General features: G+C 71.7%; 24 protein-coding genes. 15 read left to right on the top strand and 9 right to left on the bottom strand.

Annotation, left to right across the window (positions count from 1 at the left end; translation table 11 throughout):
• Positions 1-9: 9 nt before the first annotated feature.
• From ACYVK5_RS13660 to ACYVK5_RS13620, 9 genes are all read right to left on the bottom strand, one after another.
• Complete coding sequence (locus ACYVK5_RS13660) at positions 10-891, bottom strand: shikimate dehydrogenase (RefSeq protein ID WP_460706299.1); 882 nt, start codon at positions 889-891, stop codon at positions 10-12.
• On the bottom strand, positions 882-1712 hold the full coding sequence (locus ACYVK5_RS13655; protein WP_460705820.1) for a phosphoribosylaminoimidazolesuccinocarboxamide synthase: 831 nt from the start codon (positions 1710-1712) through the stop codon (positions 882-884). The genes ACYVK5_RS13660 and ACYVK5_RS13655 overlap by 10 nt, the downstream gene beginning before the upstream one ends.
• A gap of 15 nt (positions 1713-1727) precedes the next feature.
• Positions 1728-2750: an endolytic transglycosylase MltG gene (gene mltG / locus ACYVK5_RS13650; RefSeq protein WP_460705818.1), complete on the bottom strand. Its 1023-nt coding sequence runs from the start codon at positions 2748-2750 to the stop codon at positions 1728-1730.
• Between the two features lie 274 nt (positions 2751-3024).
• Complete coding sequence (gene mltG / locus ACYVK5_RS13645; protein ID WP_460705816.1) at positions 3025-4176, bottom strand: endolytic transglycosylase MltG; 1152 nt, start codon at positions 4174-4176, stop codon at positions 3025-3027.
• Between the two features lie 62 nt (positions 4177-4238).
• Entirely contained in the window at positions 4239-4754 is a 516-nt protein-coding gene (ruvX, locus tag ACYVK5_RS13640; RefSeq protein ID WP_460705814.1) for a Holliday junction resolvase RuvX, read from the bottom strand.
• Positions 4754-7450 carry an alanine--tRNA ligase gene (gene alaS / locus ACYVK5_RS13635; RefSeq protein ID WP_460705812.1) on the bottom strand — a complete coding sequence of 899 codons (2697 nt, stop codon included), beginning with the start codon at positions 7448-7450 and terminating at the stop codon, positions 4754-4756. Before alaS ends, ruvX begins: the two co-directional genes overlap by 1 nt.
• A 199-nt stretch (positions 7451-7649) precedes the next feature.
• Entirely contained in the window at positions 7650-7949 is a 300-nt protein-coding gene (locus ACYVK5_RS13630; RefSeq protein WP_460705810.1) for a hypothetical protein, read from the bottom strand.
• Positions 7946-8380, bottom strand: a complete 435-nt coding sequence (locus ACYVK5_RS13625; RefSeq protein ID WP_460705808.1) for a DUF948 domain-containing protein — start codon at positions 8378-8380, stop codon at positions 7946-7948. The genes ACYVK5_RS13630 and ACYVK5_RS13625 overlap by 4 nt, the downstream gene beginning before the upstream one ends.
• A 754-nt stretch (positions 8381-9134) precedes the next feature.
• Entirely contained in the window at positions 9135-9551 is a 417-nt protein-coding gene (locus tag ACYVK5_RS13620) for a helix-turn-helix domain-containing protein (protein ID WP_460705806.1), read from the bottom strand.
• Positions 9552-9755: 204 nt separating this feature from the next.
• Here ACYVK5_RS13620 and ACYVK5_RS13615 point away from each other — a divergent pair, with 204 nt between their 5' ends.
• From ACYVK5_RS13615 to ACYVK5_RS13545, 15 genes are all read left to right on the top strand, one after another.
• Entirely contained in the window at positions 9756-10016 is a 261-nt protein-coding gene (locus ACYVK5_RS13615; RefSeq protein ID WP_460705804.1) for a helix-turn-helix transcriptional regulator, read from the top strand.
• An 87-nt stretch (positions 10017-10103) separates the two neighbouring features.
• A complete protein-coding gene (locus ACYVK5_RS13610; protein WP_460705802.1) occupies positions 10104-10643 on the top strand; it encodes a hypothetical protein in 540 nt (179 codons plus the stop codon).
• Complete coding sequence (locus ACYVK5_RS13605; protein ID WP_460705800.1) at positions 10640-11320, top strand: hypothetical protein; 681 nt, start codon at positions 10640-10642, stop codon at positions 11318-11320. Before ACYVK5_RS13610 ends, ACYVK5_RS13605 begins: the two co-directional genes overlap by 4 nt.
• Positions 11317-11523 carry a hypothetical protein gene (locus tag ACYVK5_RS13600; protein WP_460705799.1) on the top strand — a complete coding sequence of 69 codons (207 nt, stop codon included), beginning with the start codon at positions 11317-11319 and terminating at the stop codon, positions 11521-11523. The genes ACYVK5_RS13605 and ACYVK5_RS13600 overlap by 4 nt, the downstream gene beginning before the upstream one ends.
• The gene (locus ACYVK5_RS13595; protein ID WP_460705797.1) at positions 11520-11672 is read left to right on the top strand and encodes a hypothetical protein; all 153 of its coding nucleotides are present in this window, start codon (positions 11520-11522) and stop codon (positions 11670-11672) included. Before ACYVK5_RS13600 ends, ACYVK5_RS13595 begins: the two co-directional genes overlap by 4 nt.
• A 94-nt stretch (positions 11673-11766) precedes the next feature.
• Positions 11767-11928 carry a hypothetical protein gene (locus ACYVK5_RS13590; protein ID WP_460705795.1) on the top strand — a complete coding sequence of 54 codons (162 nt, stop codon included), beginning with the start codon at positions 11767-11769 and terminating at the stop codon, positions 11926-11928.
• Complete coding sequence (locus ACYVK5_RS13585; RefSeq protein WP_460705793.1) at positions 11925-12197, top strand: hypothetical protein; 273 nt, start codon at positions 11925-11927, stop codon at positions 12195-12197. Before ACYVK5_RS13590 ends, ACYVK5_RS13585 begins: the two co-directional genes overlap by 4 nt.
• Complete coding sequence (locus ACYVK5_RS13580) at positions 12194-12460, top strand: hypothetical protein (protein ID WP_460705791.1); 267 nt, start codon at positions 12194-12196, stop codon at positions 12458-12460. Before ACYVK5_RS13585 ends, ACYVK5_RS13580 begins: the two co-directional genes overlap by 4 nt.
• Positions 12460-12768, top strand: a complete 309-nt coding sequence (locus tag ACYVK5_RS13575; protein WP_460705789.1) for a hypothetical protein — start codon at positions 12460-12462, stop codon at positions 12766-12768. The genes ACYVK5_RS13580 and ACYVK5_RS13575 overlap by 1 nt, the downstream gene beginning before the upstream one ends.
• A complete protein-coding gene (locus ACYVK5_RS13570; RefSeq protein ID WP_460705787.1) occupies positions 12765-14060 on the top strand; it encodes a hypothetical protein in 1296 nt (431 codons plus the stop codon). Before ACYVK5_RS13575 ends, ACYVK5_RS13570 begins: the two co-directional genes overlap by 4 nt.
• Positions 14057-14341 (top strand): hypothetical protein, encoded by a 285-nt coding sequence (locus tag ACYVK5_RS13565; RefSeq protein ID WP_460705785.1) that lies wholly within the window; start codon positions 14057-14059, stop codon positions 14339-14341. The genes ACYVK5_RS13570 and ACYVK5_RS13565 overlap by 4 nt, the downstream gene beginning before the upstream one ends.
• Entirely contained in the window at positions 14338-14718 is a 381-nt protein-coding gene (locus tag ACYVK5_RS13560) for a hypothetical protein (protein WP_460705783.1), read from the top strand. Before ACYVK5_RS13565 ends, ACYVK5_RS13560 begins: the two co-directional genes overlap by 4 nt.
• Entirely contained in the window at positions 14715-14987 is a 273-nt protein-coding gene (locus ACYVK5_RS13555) for a hypothetical protein (protein ID WP_460705781.1), read from the top strand. Before ACYVK5_RS13560 ends, ACYVK5_RS13555 begins: the two co-directional genes overlap by 4 nt.
• Before the next feature lie 102 nt (positions 14988-15089).
• A complete protein-coding gene (locus ACYVK5_RS13550; RefSeq protein ID WP_460706297.1) occupies positions 15090-15923 on the top strand; it encodes a PD-(D/E)XK nuclease-like domain-containing protein in 834 nt (277 codons plus the stop codon).
• Entirely contained in the window at positions 15920-17104 is a 1185-nt protein-coding gene (locus ACYVK5_RS13545; protein ID WP_460705779.1) for a hypothetical protein, read from the top strand. The genes ACYVK5_RS13550 and ACYVK5_RS13545 overlap by 4 nt, the downstream gene beginning before the upstream one ends.
• Positions 17105-17128: the final 24 nt, after the last annotated feature.

The raw sequence follows: 17128 nt of genomic DNA, 5'->3' as shown, positions 1-17128 counted from the left end.
CCGCAATCCTTACACGTCGAGCGCGGCCGCGAGCGCCGCGTCCATCGCGGCGAGCACCCCGGGGAGCGGGCCGGTGCCGCCGGTCATCAGGCGTACCTGTTCGACGGCCTGGTGCAGCAGCATGCGTTCGCCGCTCACGGCGACCCCGCCCGCGGCGGCCCAGGCGGTGTGCAGGGCGGTGGGGCGCGGGTCGTAGGCGACGTCGAGCAGGACGCCGCGGGGGGCGTCGAGGTGGCCGACGGCGGGGGCGAGCGGGTCCGCGGCACGGGGCGGCAGCGTGGACACGACGACGTCTGCCGCCGCGAGCTCCTGGGCGACCTGGCCGTCCGCGCCGGTCAGGTCCGCCTCGGCGAGCTCGGGGGTGACGCCCATGCGGGCGATCGCGGCGCGCAGCTCCCCGATCCGGTCCAGGGAGCGGACCAGGACGCGGGCGGAGGTGCAGCCCAGCTCCGCGAGGGCGGCGAGCGTCGAGGCGGCGGTCGCTCCCCCGCCGAGGACGACGGCGTTCGTCACCGCGGCCGGCCGGGACGAGAGTCCTTCGCGCAGCGCCTGCACGAGTCCGTACACGTCGGTGTTGGTGCCGGTCAGCGTGACGCCGCCCGCGGGGCCCGCGGGCGAGACGAGCACGGTGTTCACCGCGCCGACGGCGGCGGCCGGCGGGTCGACGTGGTCCACCAGTTCCAGCGCGCGGTGCTTGAGCGGCATGGTCAGGGACAGGCCTGCCCAGTCGCGGTCGACGCCGGCGAGGAACTTCTCCAGGTCGTCCTCGGCGACGTCGTGGCGGCCGTAGTCCCAGTCGTCGAGGCCGAGGGCGCGGTAGGCGGCCGTGTGCAGGGTCGGGGACAGGGAGTGCGCGATCGGGTGGCCGAGGACCGCTGCCCTCACGTCCAGGCCTCGCCGGTGAGGGTCTCGTAGATCTCGATGTACCGGGCCCGGGTCTCGGCCACGATGTCGGCGGGGATCTCGGGGCCCGGGTCGGTGCGGTCCCAGTCGGTGAGGCCGGCGGACCAGTCGCGCACGTACTGCTTGTCGAACGACCACTGCGGCCGGCCCGGCTCGTACTCGGACGCCTTCCAGAAGCGTGAGGAGTCCGGGGTGAGTACCTCGTCGGCCAGGGTGAGGACGCCGTCCGCGTCGTACCCGAACTCGAGCTTGGTGTCGGCGATAATGACACCGCGCTCGCGGGCGATCTCCGAGCCGCGCGCGTAGACGGCGAGGGTCAGGTCCCGCAGTCGCGCGGCCGTGTCCGCGCCGGTCGTCGCGACGACCGTCTCGAACGGGATGTACTCGTCGTGGCCCTCGTCGGCCTTGGTCGACGGCGTGAACACCGGCCGCGGCAGGCGGTCCGCCTCCACCAGCCCGGGCGGCAGCGCGACGCCCGACACGGCGCCGGACTCCTCGTAGGAGCGCAGGCCCAGGCCCGCGAGATAGCCGCGCGCGATGCACTCGACCGGCAGGATGTCGAGCCGCTTGCAGCGGATCGCCCGGCCCTTCCACCCGTCCGGCACGTCCTCACTGATCACATGGTTCGGCACGAGGTCGGCGAACTGCCGGAACCACCACAACGACAACTGCGTCAGGATCGCGCCCTTGTCCGGGATCGGCGTCGGAAGCACCACGTCGTACACCGACACCCGGTCCGAGGCGACCAGGACCACGTCCTGCCCGTCCGCGTACACCTCACGCACCTTGCCCTGGCGAATCAGTTCCACGCCGGAAATGCTACGTCACTCGTGCCAGTCCGGGTGCTCCGCCTCCCACTGCCGCAGCTCGGCGACCAGCTGGTTGAACTCGTCGTTCGTGGTGGCGAACTTCGTCTCTCCGGACTCGTGGTTGACCGTCACCCAGTACATCTCCGTGCCCTCGGCCGGGTGCAGCGCCGCGTCGATGGACGCGCGGCCGGGGTTGGAGATCGGGGTGGGTGGCAGGCCCTTGTGCTTGCGCAGGTTGTACTCGTTGGACACGTCGTCGAGCTCCGACCGGGTCAGGGCGCCGTTGGTGCGGCCCGTCCCGTACAGGATCGCGGCGTCGATACCCAGGTACCAGTTCTGGTCCAGGCGCCGCTGGATGACCCCCGACATCCGGGGCCGGTCCTCGGGGCGAGCCGCCTCCCGCTCGATCAACGAGGCGCGGATGAGGATGTCCTCCCACCGCTCCTGCGGCACGCCCGCGTCCTCGAGCTGGGAGATCGTCATCTGCGCCATCATCCGCACGACGTCGGCCGCCGGCGTCTTCTCCGGGTCCGCCTCGTACGTCTGGGGGAACAGCCAGCCCTCGGCGTTGCCGCCGGCCTGCTCCGGCAGGTACTGGGAGACGTTCGCGAAGGCCTCGTTCACCTGCTTCTCCGGCCAGCCCTCCGCGATCATGCGCTGGCGGACCTGCTCCACGGTCAGCCCCTCCGGCACGGTGAAGCCGCTGCGGTCGACGTCGTTCCGCGCCAGCATCGCCACCGCGTCGGCGGCCGCCATCTGCGCCAGCACGGTGTGGGTACCCGGCTGGATGCCCGCGGCGCCCGGGTCGGCGTCGAACGCCCGCTTGAACGCACCGTAGGACGCCACGACGTCGTTCTCCAGGAGCACCTCGCCGATGACCGCGCCACCGGCTCCCTCCGGGATGTCGACCTGGATCTCCGCGCCGCCCGGGCCGGCGTAGTCCTCCGCGGCCAGCGGCGTCGCGATGCCGAAGAGATAGCCGTCGTTCTTCCACGTCCACGCGCCGAGCCCGCCGACGACGAGCAGGAGCACGATCACCAGGACACCGCCGGTGCGCCCGCCGCGGCCCCCCGATCCTCCGCGGCGGCGTCCCTGCGCCGCGCGGGTTCCTCGCCCGCCGGAGCGGGTGCTCCGGCGATTCCCGGTTCCTGCCCAGTGGCGTGGCGGTCCCTGGTTCGACACGTCTGCCATCGGCGCGCGGTTCACCCGTCTCTCGTGCTCGTCTCCCTCGCCGCGGCGCGAGGCCCGTGCTGCGGCGAGACGGTTATATCAGGTCTGCGTACCGGGCCCGGACCCGGCCGCCGACCCCGGATCAGCCCTGCTTCGCCTGCCACTGGCGCAGCTCGGCCACGTAGGCCTGGTGCTGCGCGTACGTCTCGGAGAACTTCGTCTCGCCCGTGTCCAGGTTGACCGTGACCCAGAACTTCCAGGCGCCCTCGGCCGGGGACAGCACGGCGTCGATCGACTCCGCGCCCGGGCTCGCGATCGGACCCGGCGGCAGGCCGACACGCCGCTCCAGGTTGAACGGCGTGTCGGCCTCCTTGTCGGCGTTGGTCAGCTCGGTGCCGGGCTTGTCCAGCCCGTACGCGAGCGACGCGTCGATCTGGAGCTTCATGTCGTCCTCGAGCCGGTTCTCGATCGCACGGGCGATCTTCGGCCGGTCCTCGGCGATCATTCCCTCACGCTCCACGAGCGAGGCCTTGATCAGCACGTCCTGACGTTCCTTCGCCGGCACGTCCCGGTCGTCGAGCTGCTCGACCGTGTTGCGCACCATGCGCGCCAGCACGTCGGCGGCCGTGTCCTCCTCGGGATCCACCGGGTAGGTGTGCGGGTAGAGCCAGCCCTCGGCGTTGCCGCCCGCCCGCTTCGGCAGCCCGAACGACCCGGGCCGATCCAGCGCCTCGGTGAAGTCCGCCACGGGGATCCCGGAGACGGACGCGAGCCGCTCGACCGTCTGCGCGACGGTGAAGCCCTCGGGGATCGTCACCTCGAGGTGCGCCATCTCGTTCTTCGCCAGGAGCGCGACCGCGTCCGACGCCTTCATCTCCGTGAGCATGTCGCGGGTGCCGGGCCGGATCCCGCCGGCGTCCGGGTTCTCGCCGAATGCCTTGACGAAAGCGTCCTTGCTGGCCACGACACCGGCGTCGTACAGCACCTCGGCCATGTCGAAGCCGGTGGCGCCCTCCGTGACCTCGATCGTCACGTCCTCGGTGCCGGGGCCCGGGTAGTCCTTGGCCTCGATGGGGCGCTCGAAGGAGAGCAGCATGTCCCTCTGCTCCCACACCAGGTAGCCGGCCCCGGCCACGAGACCGAAGGTCACGAGCAGCACGACGAACGACCGTCCTTGACGGCGCCGGCGCATGCGCCGGGAGCGGCTGTCGCGCGGGTTCCGGGTGCGGGGACGTACAGCGGTGGCCGGCGAGCCCTCCTGAGTGCCAGGGGGCGCCGTGAACAGGTCCGTCACCTCGTCGATCCTTCACTTCCGGGAAAACGTGCTGGGGGGTGCGCGTGCGTGTCGTGCACGGTCTACGTCTCGATGCCGGTGCCGGCACGAGCCCCTGTCGCCCGCTCGGCATCGAGTGCGGATTGCAGAATGATAACGGCAGCCGCCTGGTCGATCACAGACCGATGCCTTCGGGTGTTTCGTCCGGCCGCGTGCAGGGCCTGCGTCGCGGTGACCGTGGTCATCCGCTCATCGACGAACCGCAGCTCCGTGTCCCCCTGCCCGGCGTCGGCCAGGGCACGGGCGAGACCCCCGGCGAACCTGCGCGCGTCCGCGCTCGACGCACCCTCCCTGCCGTTCAGGTGTCTCGGCAGGCCGACGTAGACCACCGCGGCGGGCCGCTCCGCGGCCTCGTGCGCGATGCGGCGCAGCGCCGCCGGTTCGGGGGTGCGCGGCACCGTCTCGACGGGCGTGGCCACGAGGCCGTCGGGATCGCTCGCCGCCAGGCCGACGCGCGCCCTGCCCACGTCGATCGCGAGGCGGGCGCCCCGGGGCAGGGGTGCCCGCCCGGGGGCGTCCGCCGGATCCTGCGACGCCATCACGCGCCGACCGCGGCCAGCCGCACGCCCTCCGCGACCCCGGCGAGCGCCTCGCCGAGCCTCGCCGGATCCTGGCCACCGCCCTGGGCGAGGTCCGGCTTGCCGCCACCCCCGCCGCCGAGCGTCCTGGCCGCGGTGCGCACCAGGTCCCCGGCCTTGTGCCCGGCCGCGCGCGCGGCCTCGTTCGTCGCGACGACCACGATCGGCCGTCCCTCGGACGTGCCGCCCGCGGCGACGACCACGGGCTCGGCCTCGCCCAGACGCGCCCGCACGTCGAGCACGAGGGCGCGCAGCCCGTCGGCGCCGGCCTCGCCGGCGTCGTGGGTGACGACGCGGACGTCGCCCACCCGTGGCGCCTCGGCGGCCAGCGTCCCGGCAACCGCGAGCAGCCGGGCCTGACGCATGGCGGCGAGCTCCTTCTCGGCGTCCTTCAGCCGGGTCAGGAGCGAGCCGACACGGTCGGCGAGCTGGTCGTGGCGGACGTTCAACATCCCCGTGAGCTGCCCCACCAGGGCGTGCTCCGTGGCATGGAAGCCGTACGCGCCGTCGCCCACGAGGGCGTCCACGCGCCGCACGCCCGAGCCGATGGACGACTCGCCCAGGAGCGTCACGCGCCCGAGCTCGCCGGTCAGCTTCACGTGCGTGCCGCCGCACAGCTCGCGGGACCAGTCCCCGCCGATCGACACGACGCGCACGACGTCGCCGTACTTCTCGCCGAACAACGCCATGGCGCCGAGCTCCTTGGCCTCCGACAGGGGCATCTGCTGGTCGGTGACCTCGAGGTTCTCGGTGAGCAGCGTGTTGACGCGCTCCTCGATCTCGCCGAGCGCGCTGGACGGCACGGCCTGCGGCGAGCGGAAGTCGAAGCGGATCCGGCTCGGGGCGTTCTCCGAGCCGGCCTGCGTGCGGTCCGGGCCGACCAGCTCGTGCAGCGCCTTGTGGATCATGTGCGTAGCCGAGTGGGCCTTGCTGATCGCGGTGCGCCGGGCCAGGTCGATCGTGGCGGTCCCGGGGTCGCCCAGCGCAACCGTGCCCTCGGTCAGGCGGCCGCGGTGCACGTTCAGGCCCTTGACAGGCCGCTGCACGTCGTCGACCTCGATCGTGGCGCCGCCGTCGAGCACGATCGTGCCCTGGTCGGCGAGCTGTCCGCCGGCCTCGGCATAGAACGGGGTGCGGTCCAGGATCACCTCCACGTCGGCGGGCGCGGTGACGGCGGGCGCGGGGGCGCCGCCGGACAGCAGGCCGACGACCCGCACCGTGGCGTCGTGCTCGGTGTAGCCGAGGAACTCGACCGGGCGGGTCAGCTCCTTGGCGACCGACTCGTAGGCCGCGACGTCGACGTTGCCGTGGCGCTTGGCCATCGCGTCGGCACGGGCGCGGGTGCGCTGCTCCTGCATGAGCGTGCGGAAGGCCTGCTCGTCGACGCGCACGCCCTGCTCGGCGGCCATCTCCAGGGTGAGGTCGATCGGGAAGCCGTAGGTGTCGTGCAGCTGGAACGCGGCGTCGCCGCCCAGCACGAGGGAGCCCGCGCCGGCGGGGGTCTGCGCCTTCAGCTTCGACACGGCGGTGTCCAGGATCGTGGTGCCGGCGGCCAGGGTGCGGCGGAACGCCTCCTCCTCGGCGTAGGCGACCTCGGAGATCTGCTCGAAGTTCGTCTCGAGCTCCGGGTAGGAGGCCTTCATCGCGTCCTTGGACACGGGCAGCAGGGACGGCAGCGCGACGTCGTCCACGCCGAGCAGGCGCATCGCGCGCACGGAGCGGCGCAGCAGGCGGCGCAGCACGTAGCCGCGGCCCTCGTTGGAGGGGCGCACGCCGTCGCCGATGATCATCAGGGCGCTGCGGACGTGATCGGCCACGACGCGCATGCGCACGTCGTCCTCGTGGTCCGCGCCGTACGTCCTGCCCGAGAGCTTCTCGGCGGCGTCGATGACGGGGCGCACCTCGTCGATCTCGTACATGTTGTCCACGCCCTGGAGCAGGAACGCGACACGCTCGAGGCCCATGCCGGTGTCGATGTTCTTCGCCTTGAGGTCGCCGACGATCCGGAAGTCGTCCTTCGCCTTCACGTCGTCCAGGGCGTACTGCATGAACACGAGGTTCCAGATCTCGATGTACCGGTCCTCGTCGGCCTCGGGGCCGCCCTCGACGCCGTACTCGGGCCCGCGGTCGTAGAAGATCTCCGAGCAGGGGCCACCCGGACCCGGCTGGCCGGTGTGCCAGTAGTTGTCCTTCTTGCCGCGCGACTGGATGCGGTCCTCCGGCAGGTCCGTGTCCTTCTTCCAGAGCTCCCGTGCCTCGTCGTCCTCCTCGTAGACGGTGGCCCACAGGCGGTCCGGGTCGATGCCGAGGCCGCCGTCCTCGCGGGAACCGGTGAGGAACTCCCAGGCGAACCGGATCGCGTCCTCCTTGAAGTAGTCACCGAAGGAGAAGTTGCCGTTCATCTGGAAGAACGTGCCGTGCCGGGTGGTCTTGCCGACCTCGTCGATGTCGAGGGTACGCACGCACTTCTGCACGCTCGTGGCGCGCCGCCACGGCGGGGTCTGCTGGCCCGTCATGTACGGGATGAACGGCACCATGCCCGCGATCGTGAACAGCGTGGACGGGTCCGGGCTGATCAGCGACGCAGACGGCACCACCGCGTGAGCCCTTGCCTCGAAGAAGTCGAGCCAACGCTTGCGGATCTCGGCGGTGCGCATCTATTGCGGTCCTTGTCTCGTGGGCCGGCGCGCGACGCGCGCCGGGAGTCGGTCTACGTGGTCCTAGTCTCCCGCGCCGGAGGGCGAAAGACGAAACTGATTGTGGTGCCCTGTGGACAACGTCGCGCGGCCGCGCGAAAGTCCGTGCGGGCCCCGCTGCGACGTCCGTGTGGTCGCCGGCCGGCGGCGCGCCGAGCGGTCAGCGGCCGGTGCGGCGGCGCAGGTCGTCCAGGTCGTGGGTGCCGCCCGCGCCGTCCGACAGGAGCGAGGCCATGAGCTCCGCCTCCCGCTCGGCGCGCGCGGACCGGAAGTCGCCCGCGAACCCGCGCGCGCCGCGCACGAGCCGTACCCCGGCCGCGTCGGCCGCGTCGACCGCCCTGGCCCCGGCGGCCGCCGCCATGTTCGCGGGCGTGTACCTCGCGGCCAGGCGCTGCCCGCGCCGGATCACCACGACGGTCACGACGACGCCGACGCCGATCCAGAACAGCCGGGCCCTCACCGGGTGCCGCCCTCGGGTCCCGCGGCGTGCCGGCCGGTGCCGGGCGCGCCGTCCGCGCCACCTCCGCCGTCGTACCGTCCGGTGGCCTTGGCGAACGCCTGCCGCACGCCGTACGAGAACGCGGCCACCTTCACCAGCGGGCCGCCGAGCGTGGCGGCGTACAGGCCGGTCAGGGCGCTCACGTTCTCGCTGACCGACGCGGCGCTGGTGGTGACGACGTCCACCTTCTCCAGCTGCGTGTTGGCGCTCGCCACGGCGGTCGCGGTCTCGTCCAGGATGGGCACGGAGTGCTCGGTCACCTCGCGCAGGCCGGACCGTGCCTCTTCCAGCACCCGGCCGAGCTTGATGAGCGGATAGGCGAGGAAACCCACGAGCAGCAGGAACGCGATCGCCGCGAGCAGTCCCGCCACGTCACCGAGGGAGAAAGTCATGGCCGCAACCCTAACGTGGGACGACGACGCCCCGCCCGGGCACGAGGGCGCGGACGGGGCGGAACCGGACGACGACGCCCCGCCTGGGCGTGAAGCACAGACGGGGCGTCGGGCTGGCTACTTACCGCGCGTAGTACTCGGTCGCTGAATTCCGGGTTTGCCGCAGCATCAAGCCGTTTCCGGCGTATCGCGCCTCGGCCGACACGCCGGGTCGCAGAGGGTCGGAAGTTGGCGTGTCGTTACCACGGTAACGGGCGGACCGGGCCAGCACGCGGGCCCCTGCGCACCGAGCCGGGAGGAGCCTCTCCCCCGGGGCCGAAGCGTGACCGCCGTCTACAGATTGTTTACGAATGGTCAACTGAGAGTGTACGGAATTCCGTACACCCGGAATCATCGGGCGCACGAGTAGGACACCTTTCATGTCCAGCGAGCAAGAACGAGCAAGCATTTCTCGGATGTGCTCGGCGAGCCGTCCCGCCGGAGTGGACGGGGCGTCCCGTCCGAGTAGACGCAGGTCACGCCGTGTGGGTGATCTTTCGCGTGCGGATTCTAATGCCACTATTGGCCCGACCTGGGAAAACGCTGTCATGGGTGAGGGCGTGCGTGAATTCGGAGACAGTGATTACCCTTTACGCCCGCAAGAAATGAGCGCATGATCGGCTCATGACCGAGGCCGACACGCCTGACATCGGAGACTCGCCGGGCGAACTACCGCTGCACCAGCCGCGCGCCGCAACGCGCGCGGCGTGTCCGATCACTTGGTGCCGTGCGACCTGGTGCGCCCAGCACGTTGAACACGTGCCGGGTTTGGGCCGTGGGCAGGACGGGACGGGGCTTGGCGCGTGTCCCCGGCGGCGGGCGCCGCGGGATGCTCACCATTGCGCGGGCGCTCGGGAAGGGGTGGGGGCTCGGACTCCCCCACGGTGATCTCGGCTTCGGGCGGATCCATGTGGCCCATGTCGACGAGGAAGGCGTCGAGCAGCTCTTGCCGGTCAACCTGGGCTTCGCGAGCGGCGGCGGCGATCACCTCTGGCTTGGGCAGGCGATTCAGGCCGCGCTTCCATGAGTTGAGAGCCTGAGCGCTGATGCCAACACGGCGCGCAAAACCGGCCTCGCTCACCTGGAAGCGATCCAGATGGGCCTGGATGAGGCCCCAGGCTCTACTGCTCATCGTCTACCTCCGTGCAGGTCCGTCCATGGCGTCTTTGGAGGCTGCGCACACACCTTCCGTGTACCAGCACGGAGCCTCATCATGCCCCACTCTCCTGCGTGAGCGGAAGTGCTGCCACCTCTGCCGTGTACCAATACACGGCGTCGCGAGGCGAAACATACGGCGACACTTGACACCACGATCGTGTACGGGCATGCTCGTGCCATGCCTCAACTCACCTCCCCGGACACGCTGCGGGCTCTGATCAAACAGCGAGGCCTGTCCTACAGCGAGCTCGGCGCGAGTGCGGGGTGCGGCAAGAGCTTCATCGGGCACCTGGTGGCCGGTCGCAGGGCGAGTGCCAGCGACGAACTCGCCATGCGCCTCGTGGACGCCCTCGACGTGCCCGCCGACCTCCTTTTCCAGCCCACCGCATCAGGCGAGACCGTAGATATCACCAGGTCTCGCGAGACCACCGCGGCCTGACGGATTCAGGCACAAACCAGCGCCCGCCCCAGGGAACCCATCGCCAGACAAGGCCCAAGGGCGGACGCCGACGAGAGGAATCTTCCCATGAACCGCATGTACCCGGCGAAGCCGCCGGAGACCGCGAACCCCGACGACCCGACGTCCATGGCCCTGCCCGTGATCGGTGACCGCGTGCTCCTGCATGACGGCACCCAGGCGATCGTCGACAGCCGCCACCGCTACCAGGACGGCGACGGCCGGGTCCGCCGGTGGAAGGTGAATCCGGTCGACGGGTCGGCGCCGCGACAGGTCACCCTCGACGAGATCGCTGGCTACCCAGAGGGCGAGCCGGAGCCGACCAGCCCTGCCGGCGGAGGCGTCCTGAGCCTGGAGCCCATCACGGAGCGCGGCCTCCAGGCCGTCATCGAGGTCGGGAGCCGCGCCTCGTCGCAGGCGGGCCTGGCCGGCATCCGGCCCGCCCTCGTCCAGCTCGACCACGCGGACGCCGCCGCACGTGCGCTGGACGTGCTCCTGGAGTGGGAGGAGATCTACCACGGCAGGGTCCAGCCCGGCGAGAACCTCATCGGCCTCGTGGACCGGCTCGCCGACGCCGCCCGCGACTACCGCCAGGCGGTGGCCCGATGAGCGAGCACACCGACTTCACCGTCGGCGAAGAGGTCGTCACCCCCCGGGGCGTCGGCATCGTCGAGCACACCGACATCGTGTCCGGCGTCACGGTCCGCTTCGGCGACCCTGACGGCGAGGCCATGCGGTACAACCCCGAGCAGCTCCAGAAGCCGTCCGCGCGCCGGGCGGCCCTGGCCGCCGACCTGCGCCGCCTCGCACATCTGGCCGAGTCCGGGCTCCTGGACGGTGAGCACATCGCCCTCGACGTTCACGTCGACAGCGCCGCCCGCGTGCAGGTGGTCGTTGACGCGCTCGGCGGCGAGGTTCGCCGCTACCGCTCGCACACGGAAACCGTGCAGGCGAGCACGTCCGGGGCCTACGTCGGGTCGGTGCAGGTCGTCGCACTCGTCAACACCGACGCCCCGTGGGACAGCGACTCGGACGAGACGTGGGCCGCGCTGGTCCAGGACGGCGCCGCGATCAACGGCGCCGTGGAGTTCCGGGTCGGCGACCGCTACATGTACGACGGCATGCTCGTCGAGGTCACGGTCATCGACGGGGACCAGATCGAGTTCCGGGCCGTCCACGACCAGGAAGCGATCGCCCGCAGCTGGTTCCCGACGTCGTACGACACCTACGAGGCGTCCATGAGCATCGCTGACTTCCGCACGATGGTCGACGGGGGTTCCCGATGAACCGCGACCACGCCTCCATGGCCACCCGCCGCCGCGTCGAGGCTGGATGGATCGTCGTGATCCTCTTCGCCATGGCCGCCGGATACGGCATCCGCGTCCTGCACGAGGGCGACCTGGAGCCCGGCACCTACCAGATCGTCCCCATCGAGCGTGTCGAGCGCACGGCCGCGTGCCGCTGCGGTGACAGGGGGGCCGACCAGTGAACGCCCTCATCGAGGAGGGCCGCCGCCAGGAGCGTATCCAGGCCGCGCGCAAGGAGCTGGTCGACGTCATCGGCGATTTCAAGGGAGACCCGAACCTGCCGCCGCAGATCCTCGCGGCGTGGGTCGAGTGCAAGGAGGCGGAGCGGTGAGCCGCCGCGAGATCCGCCACCCGATCGTGGCCGTGGTCGCGATCGTCCTGATCGCCATCGCGATCGACGCCATTTTCCTGGCGGTGAGTGCCCGATGAGCTGGCTCCCGGAGCACGACCGCCCGATCCCGTACATCCCGGCCGACGCCCTCCCGCAGCGCGAGGCCGGAGCCGCCCTGCCGCCCGTGGAGCGGGCGCTGCTGATCGTCAACCGCGAGGCACGACGCGCCGAAGCAGAGCAGAAGGAGACCTCATGACGCTGCCCGAACAGCGCCTGCTCACGACCGCCGAGCTGGCCGAATACCTGCAGCGCCCGCCGCAGTGGGTCCGGATGAACGCCCCGTCCTTGGCCGGCGTGAAGGTCGGCGCGCTCTGGCGCTTCGACCTCGCCGAGGCCAAGGCCGCGATCAAGGCCAAGCGGAACCCCGACCTGTCCGAGAAGCGGCCCGACGGCACCCACCCCTGGGCCCCCACTCCCCTGTCCGCGAAGCGCCAGGCCGCGAAGAACCGGAGGGCCGCCCGATGACGACCACGATCCCCCGCTGGCTCCACTGGCTCGTCAGCCCCGACCCGCAGCCCGAGCGCGCTACCCCGCCTCAGCCCGTGCGCCTGCCGCACCGCCCCGTCTACCCGATCGTGCGCGTCGACCTGACCCCGTCCGAGGTGTACGGCCTCGCGTTCGGCGGACCGGGCAAGGCGCCCACCACGGGCCGCGAGGCGGCGTGCGGGCAGCCCGACTGCCCCGTCCACGGCGACGACGCACCCGAGCAAGGACCGGAGGAGCCGTGATGTCCACCGCCATCCCCGACGCTCTCGCCGTCGCGCCGAGCAGTCCTGACGGCGCCGAGCTGCCCGCGTGGCTCGACACCGAGCGCGAACTGCTCGACGCCGTCATGGCACACCCGGCTGGCGAGATCGCCGCGGCGTTGCAAGCCACGGGCACGACCGACCTGCCGACGCTGCTCGCCGTCCTCGACCCCGCCGCCCGGCGGGCCGCCGAGGAGGCCGCCATCGCCGCCGAGCTGCGCGAGATCACCCGCACACGCAAGACCAGCCTTCTGACCGGGCTGGCCGACCGAATCGAGGCACTCCAGTGAGCAGGACCAAGATCATCACCGACCCCGATGAGATCGCGAAGGGCCCGCGCCTGGGCGACATCGTCACCGAGCGCGTCGACGCCGTCGGCCCCGTGACCGACGGTGGCTCGTGGGGCGGGACCATCGTGCGGATCGAGCGCGAGGTGCCCGACTCCACCACCCTGACCGTCCCGTTCGGGCCGAAGATGCTCCGAGAGACGTTGTGCGCCGCGCAGGCAGGGATTCGACGCTCAGACGTCCAGCCCGACCGTGCCGACGAGCACGTTGCCCGGCTGGAGCAGCTGATCGCCGAGTGCGACCGCCACCGCCCCCTCGGTCCCGACGGGAAGCACGGGCAGCTCCACACGGCGACCTGCGGGTGTGACGACGTACCCGAGCGGTACCGGCCCGAGGCCCCCGAGTGGAAGCCCGGCACGGTCGGGACGGCTGAGACCCCCGACGGCCCTGGGCGGCGCGTGATGCGCACCGAGCCGCGGGACCTGGACGCCGGGGATCCGCGGCGCGGCTTCATCCGCACCGTGTGGGTCGACGCTCATGGCACGTGGCTCACCGATGGCGAGGTCGACTCGTTCGCCCCCGACGGCGCCGAGGCGCTGAGGACCGAGGCTGCCCGGCTGGGTGCCGCGTTCGACGACCTGACCGAGCGGTGGAAGGTCCAGAACTCCGACCTCGCGCGCCTGCGCCGCGAGCTGGAGGCGGAGCAGCGGGGGCGCAACACGCTGGCCGCCGGGCTGGAGGCCGAGCGGGACGAAGCCCGCGAATTCCTGGACCACCTCGGGTTCTGGCTCGTCGCCGAGACGCGCCGAGAGCCGGTGACGCGCGAGCAGGCCGTGAAGTACGCCATCGCCGAGATCGAGGAGTTGCAGGCCGAGGTCAACCGGCTCAACGGGCTCATCCAGTCGGACGCCGAGACGTCGCGGAAGGCGCTGACCGAGGTCGAGCGCCTGCGCGCCGCCCGCACGCTGCCGATGCGGGTCCAGGTGGCCGAGGCCCTCGCTGGGCACATGACGATGACGGTCACCGACATGCACCGGTGCGCCTGCCACGCGCCCCTCGCGCCGAGCGTCGACCCTCACATGGCCGAGCAGGCGCACCTGACGCACGTGGCGGAGGTCGTCCTCGCCCTCTTCGAGCAGGGCGGCGCGGCGCCGAAGGTGGCGCGGGAGCAGGCGGCCGAGGTGCTGTACCTGAACGAGTGCGACCACGCGTGGAGCGAGGCCAACGAGCAGGACTGGGGCGTCTACATGAACGCCGCGGCCGTCGTGATCGCTCGGATGGGCGGTGCCGAGTGAACACCCGCCCGGGGTATGCCCCGCCGAACGCCGAGGTCGAGCCCTTCGTCGAGACGCCCGCCGTCGGCACGTACGTCGTCGAGGACGGCGACGTCTACACGGCCGAGCTCGCGACCAACTCGCACGCCGCATGCATCTGCACGGACGGCCGCCACCGCACCTGGGACCGCAGCGTCGGGGCCCGCACCCTCACCGAGGCTCAGCGGTTCGCCGACAGCCGCGAGGAGGGGCACGTCGTGTCGCTGCGGAGCGTGACGGTCGTCTCGGAGGTGCGGGCATGAGCGCCCCGGAGCCCACCTTCACCGAGCGCCAGGCCAAGGCGTGGACCGAGGCCGTCGCGGACATCCGGTCGCGCGGCGTCAACGTCGACTCGGACATCAACGGGTCGTTCTACTGGACGCCCCGGTGGGAGGACGAGGTCCGCCCCGGGCGCGGCCACCTCCTGGACGCCATCTGGATCGACGGCGAGCACTTCGTCCAGGTCCGCATGGACGTGTACGGCTATCCGTCCATCAGCATCGCAGCGCTGGAGTGGCTGCACGCCTCGGAGGACGAGGAGTGCGGGTGTGACCGGTGCGAGGCCGAACGCCGCGAGGACGACGAGGAGATCGACGGGCGCAAGGTCGTCGACGTCGTCGTGGTCGGGGGTGTCCTGTGATCCGCCGCCGTACCTGCGAGGACTGCGGCGAGCAGTTCGCCCCGACCCGCATCGACGCACGGTTCCACACCGACGCCTGCCGCTACCGCGCGCGGCGCAACGCCGACGCGCTACCCGTGCGGATCCGTGCGGCGAAGAACGCGCTGTCCGCGCTCGTCGAGGTCGGCGCGAACGAGGACGAGGCGTGGTGGGCGCTCACGCTCGACGACCTGCTGGACCACATCCGCACGGAAGCCGCACGGATCGGCGACGAGACGGAGGTTCCGTGATGCCCACGTGCATGAGGTGCGGACGCTCCGGTGTCGTGACGAACGACGGTATCTGCAAGCCCTGCCAGAGGACCGAGGACCGAGAGGAGAACAACCGTGACCATGACCGCTGAGACCGTCACGACCGCGCGCACCGGCCTGGTGCTCGGCATGAAGGACGTCGACTACCACGGCGGCCCGGAGCTGAGCAGCACGGGCGCGAAGGCGATCCTCCGTTCGCCCGCGAAGTACGCGTACGAGCGCGAGCACCCGGTGCACAAGGACGTCTACGACGTCGGCACCGTGGCGCACGCGCTCGTGCTCGGCACGCCGCTGGACGTCGCCGTGATCCCCGGCCCGTGGAACACGAAGGCCGCCAAGGCCGGCGTCGAGCAGGCCCGCGCCGACGGCCAGGTCCCGCTCAAGCCCGAGGCGTGGGAGCAGATCCAGGACATGGCCGCCAAGGTCCTGGAGCACCGCGCGGCCCGGGCGCTCCTGGAGCGCGACGGCGTCGCCGAGGCGTCCGCGTTCTGGACCGACGACGAGACCGGCGTGGCCTGCCGCGCTCGGTTCGACTGGCTCACCGAGAACGGCGGCCGTGCCCTGATCGGCGACTACAAGACCACCCAGGACGCCAGCCCGCGCGGGTTCGCCTCCTCGGTCGCGAAGTTCGCCTACTACCAGCAGGACCCCTGGTACATCGACGCCGCCGAGGCCCTCGGCTACGACGACCCGGCGTTCGTCTTCATCGCGCAGGAGAAGGAGCCGCCCTACCTCGTCGGCACCTATGAGCTGCGCGCCGCCGATCGGGAGATGGGCCGGGAACGCAACGCCCTGGCCCGGGAGATCTTCCGCGACTGCACCGAGGCCGGCATCTGGCCCGCCTACTCCGACGACGTCCAGTTCCTCGACCTGCCCAAGTGGGTCGGCTACCAGCATATGGAGGACTTCCAGTGACCGCACAGACCGTATCCCTGCCCTCGCGCCGCGACGGCAGCGCCCCGCCCGTCGGACGCGCCACCTCCCAGGCCACCGTCGTGGAGCAGTCCCGCGCCGTCGCCGAGGTCGCCGCCGCCGTCCAGGTCGCCCAGACCTTCCCCCGCGACCTCGACCGCGCCATGGCCGACATGCGCGACACCTGCTCCCGGATGGCCGTAGCCAACCGGGCGTTCTACTCCGTGCCCCGCGCCGGCGGCCGGGTCGAGGGTCTGTCCGTGCACCTCATGCGGGAGATCGCCCGCATCTGGGGGAACCTCGACTACGGCGTGCGCGAGCTGCGCCGCGACGACTCGGCCGGCGAGTCCGAGATGCAGGCGTGGGCGTGGGACCAGCAGACCAACACCCGCACGACCCGCTCGTTCATCCAGCCCCACCAGCGCATGATCGGCAAGGGCGCGGACAAGCGGCGTGAGGCCCTCGTGGACCTCAACGAGATCTACCTGTCCAACCAGAACGTGGGCGCCAAGGCCGTGCGTGAGTGCATCGCCTCGGTGCTGCCGGACTGGGTCATCGACGAGGCGCAGGGGATCTGCCGCCGCACGCTCGAGCACGGCGAGGGCAAGTCGATCGAGGTCCGCACCCGCGAGTCCGTGGCCGCCTTCGAGCAGCTCGGGGTCACGCGCGCCCAGCTCGAGGAACACGTGGGCGCCAAGGTCGGGAAGTGGACGCCGGTCATGCTGGCCGACCTCGCCCGTGCCTACACCTCGATCACCCAGGAGGGAATCGCGGCCTCGGAGTTCTTCCCCGAGCGCCCGGTGTCCCTGGACAAGACCCCGCAGGGGGCGGCTCCCTCCGGTACCACGGGCGCGGCCACGCCCGCCGTCGAGGTCGAGGGCACGGACGCCGCAACGTCCGACGCACGGCCCCCTGCGGACCCCCCGGCGGAGGCCCCCGTCCTGATGGTGACCAAGAGCCAGCTCGCCAAGATCGGCGCCCAGATGCGCGACCTGGACATCACCGAGCGGGACCACGCCCTGGCCTACATCGAGAAGGCCATCGGCCTCAAGATCGCGTCCCGGTCCGAACTGACCCGCGAGGAGGCGAAGCGGCTGATCGAAGCCCTCAACGAGGACATCGCGCAGTCGAACGGCGACACGAGCGAGACCACCTCCTCCCCCGACGGCAACGCCGAGTCCTGATCCACCGCCCGGGGTCGCGCCGTC

This window comes from Myceligenerans halotolerans (assembly GCF_054782975.1).
This window is presented reverse-complemented; position numbering and strand designations above follow the sequence as displayed.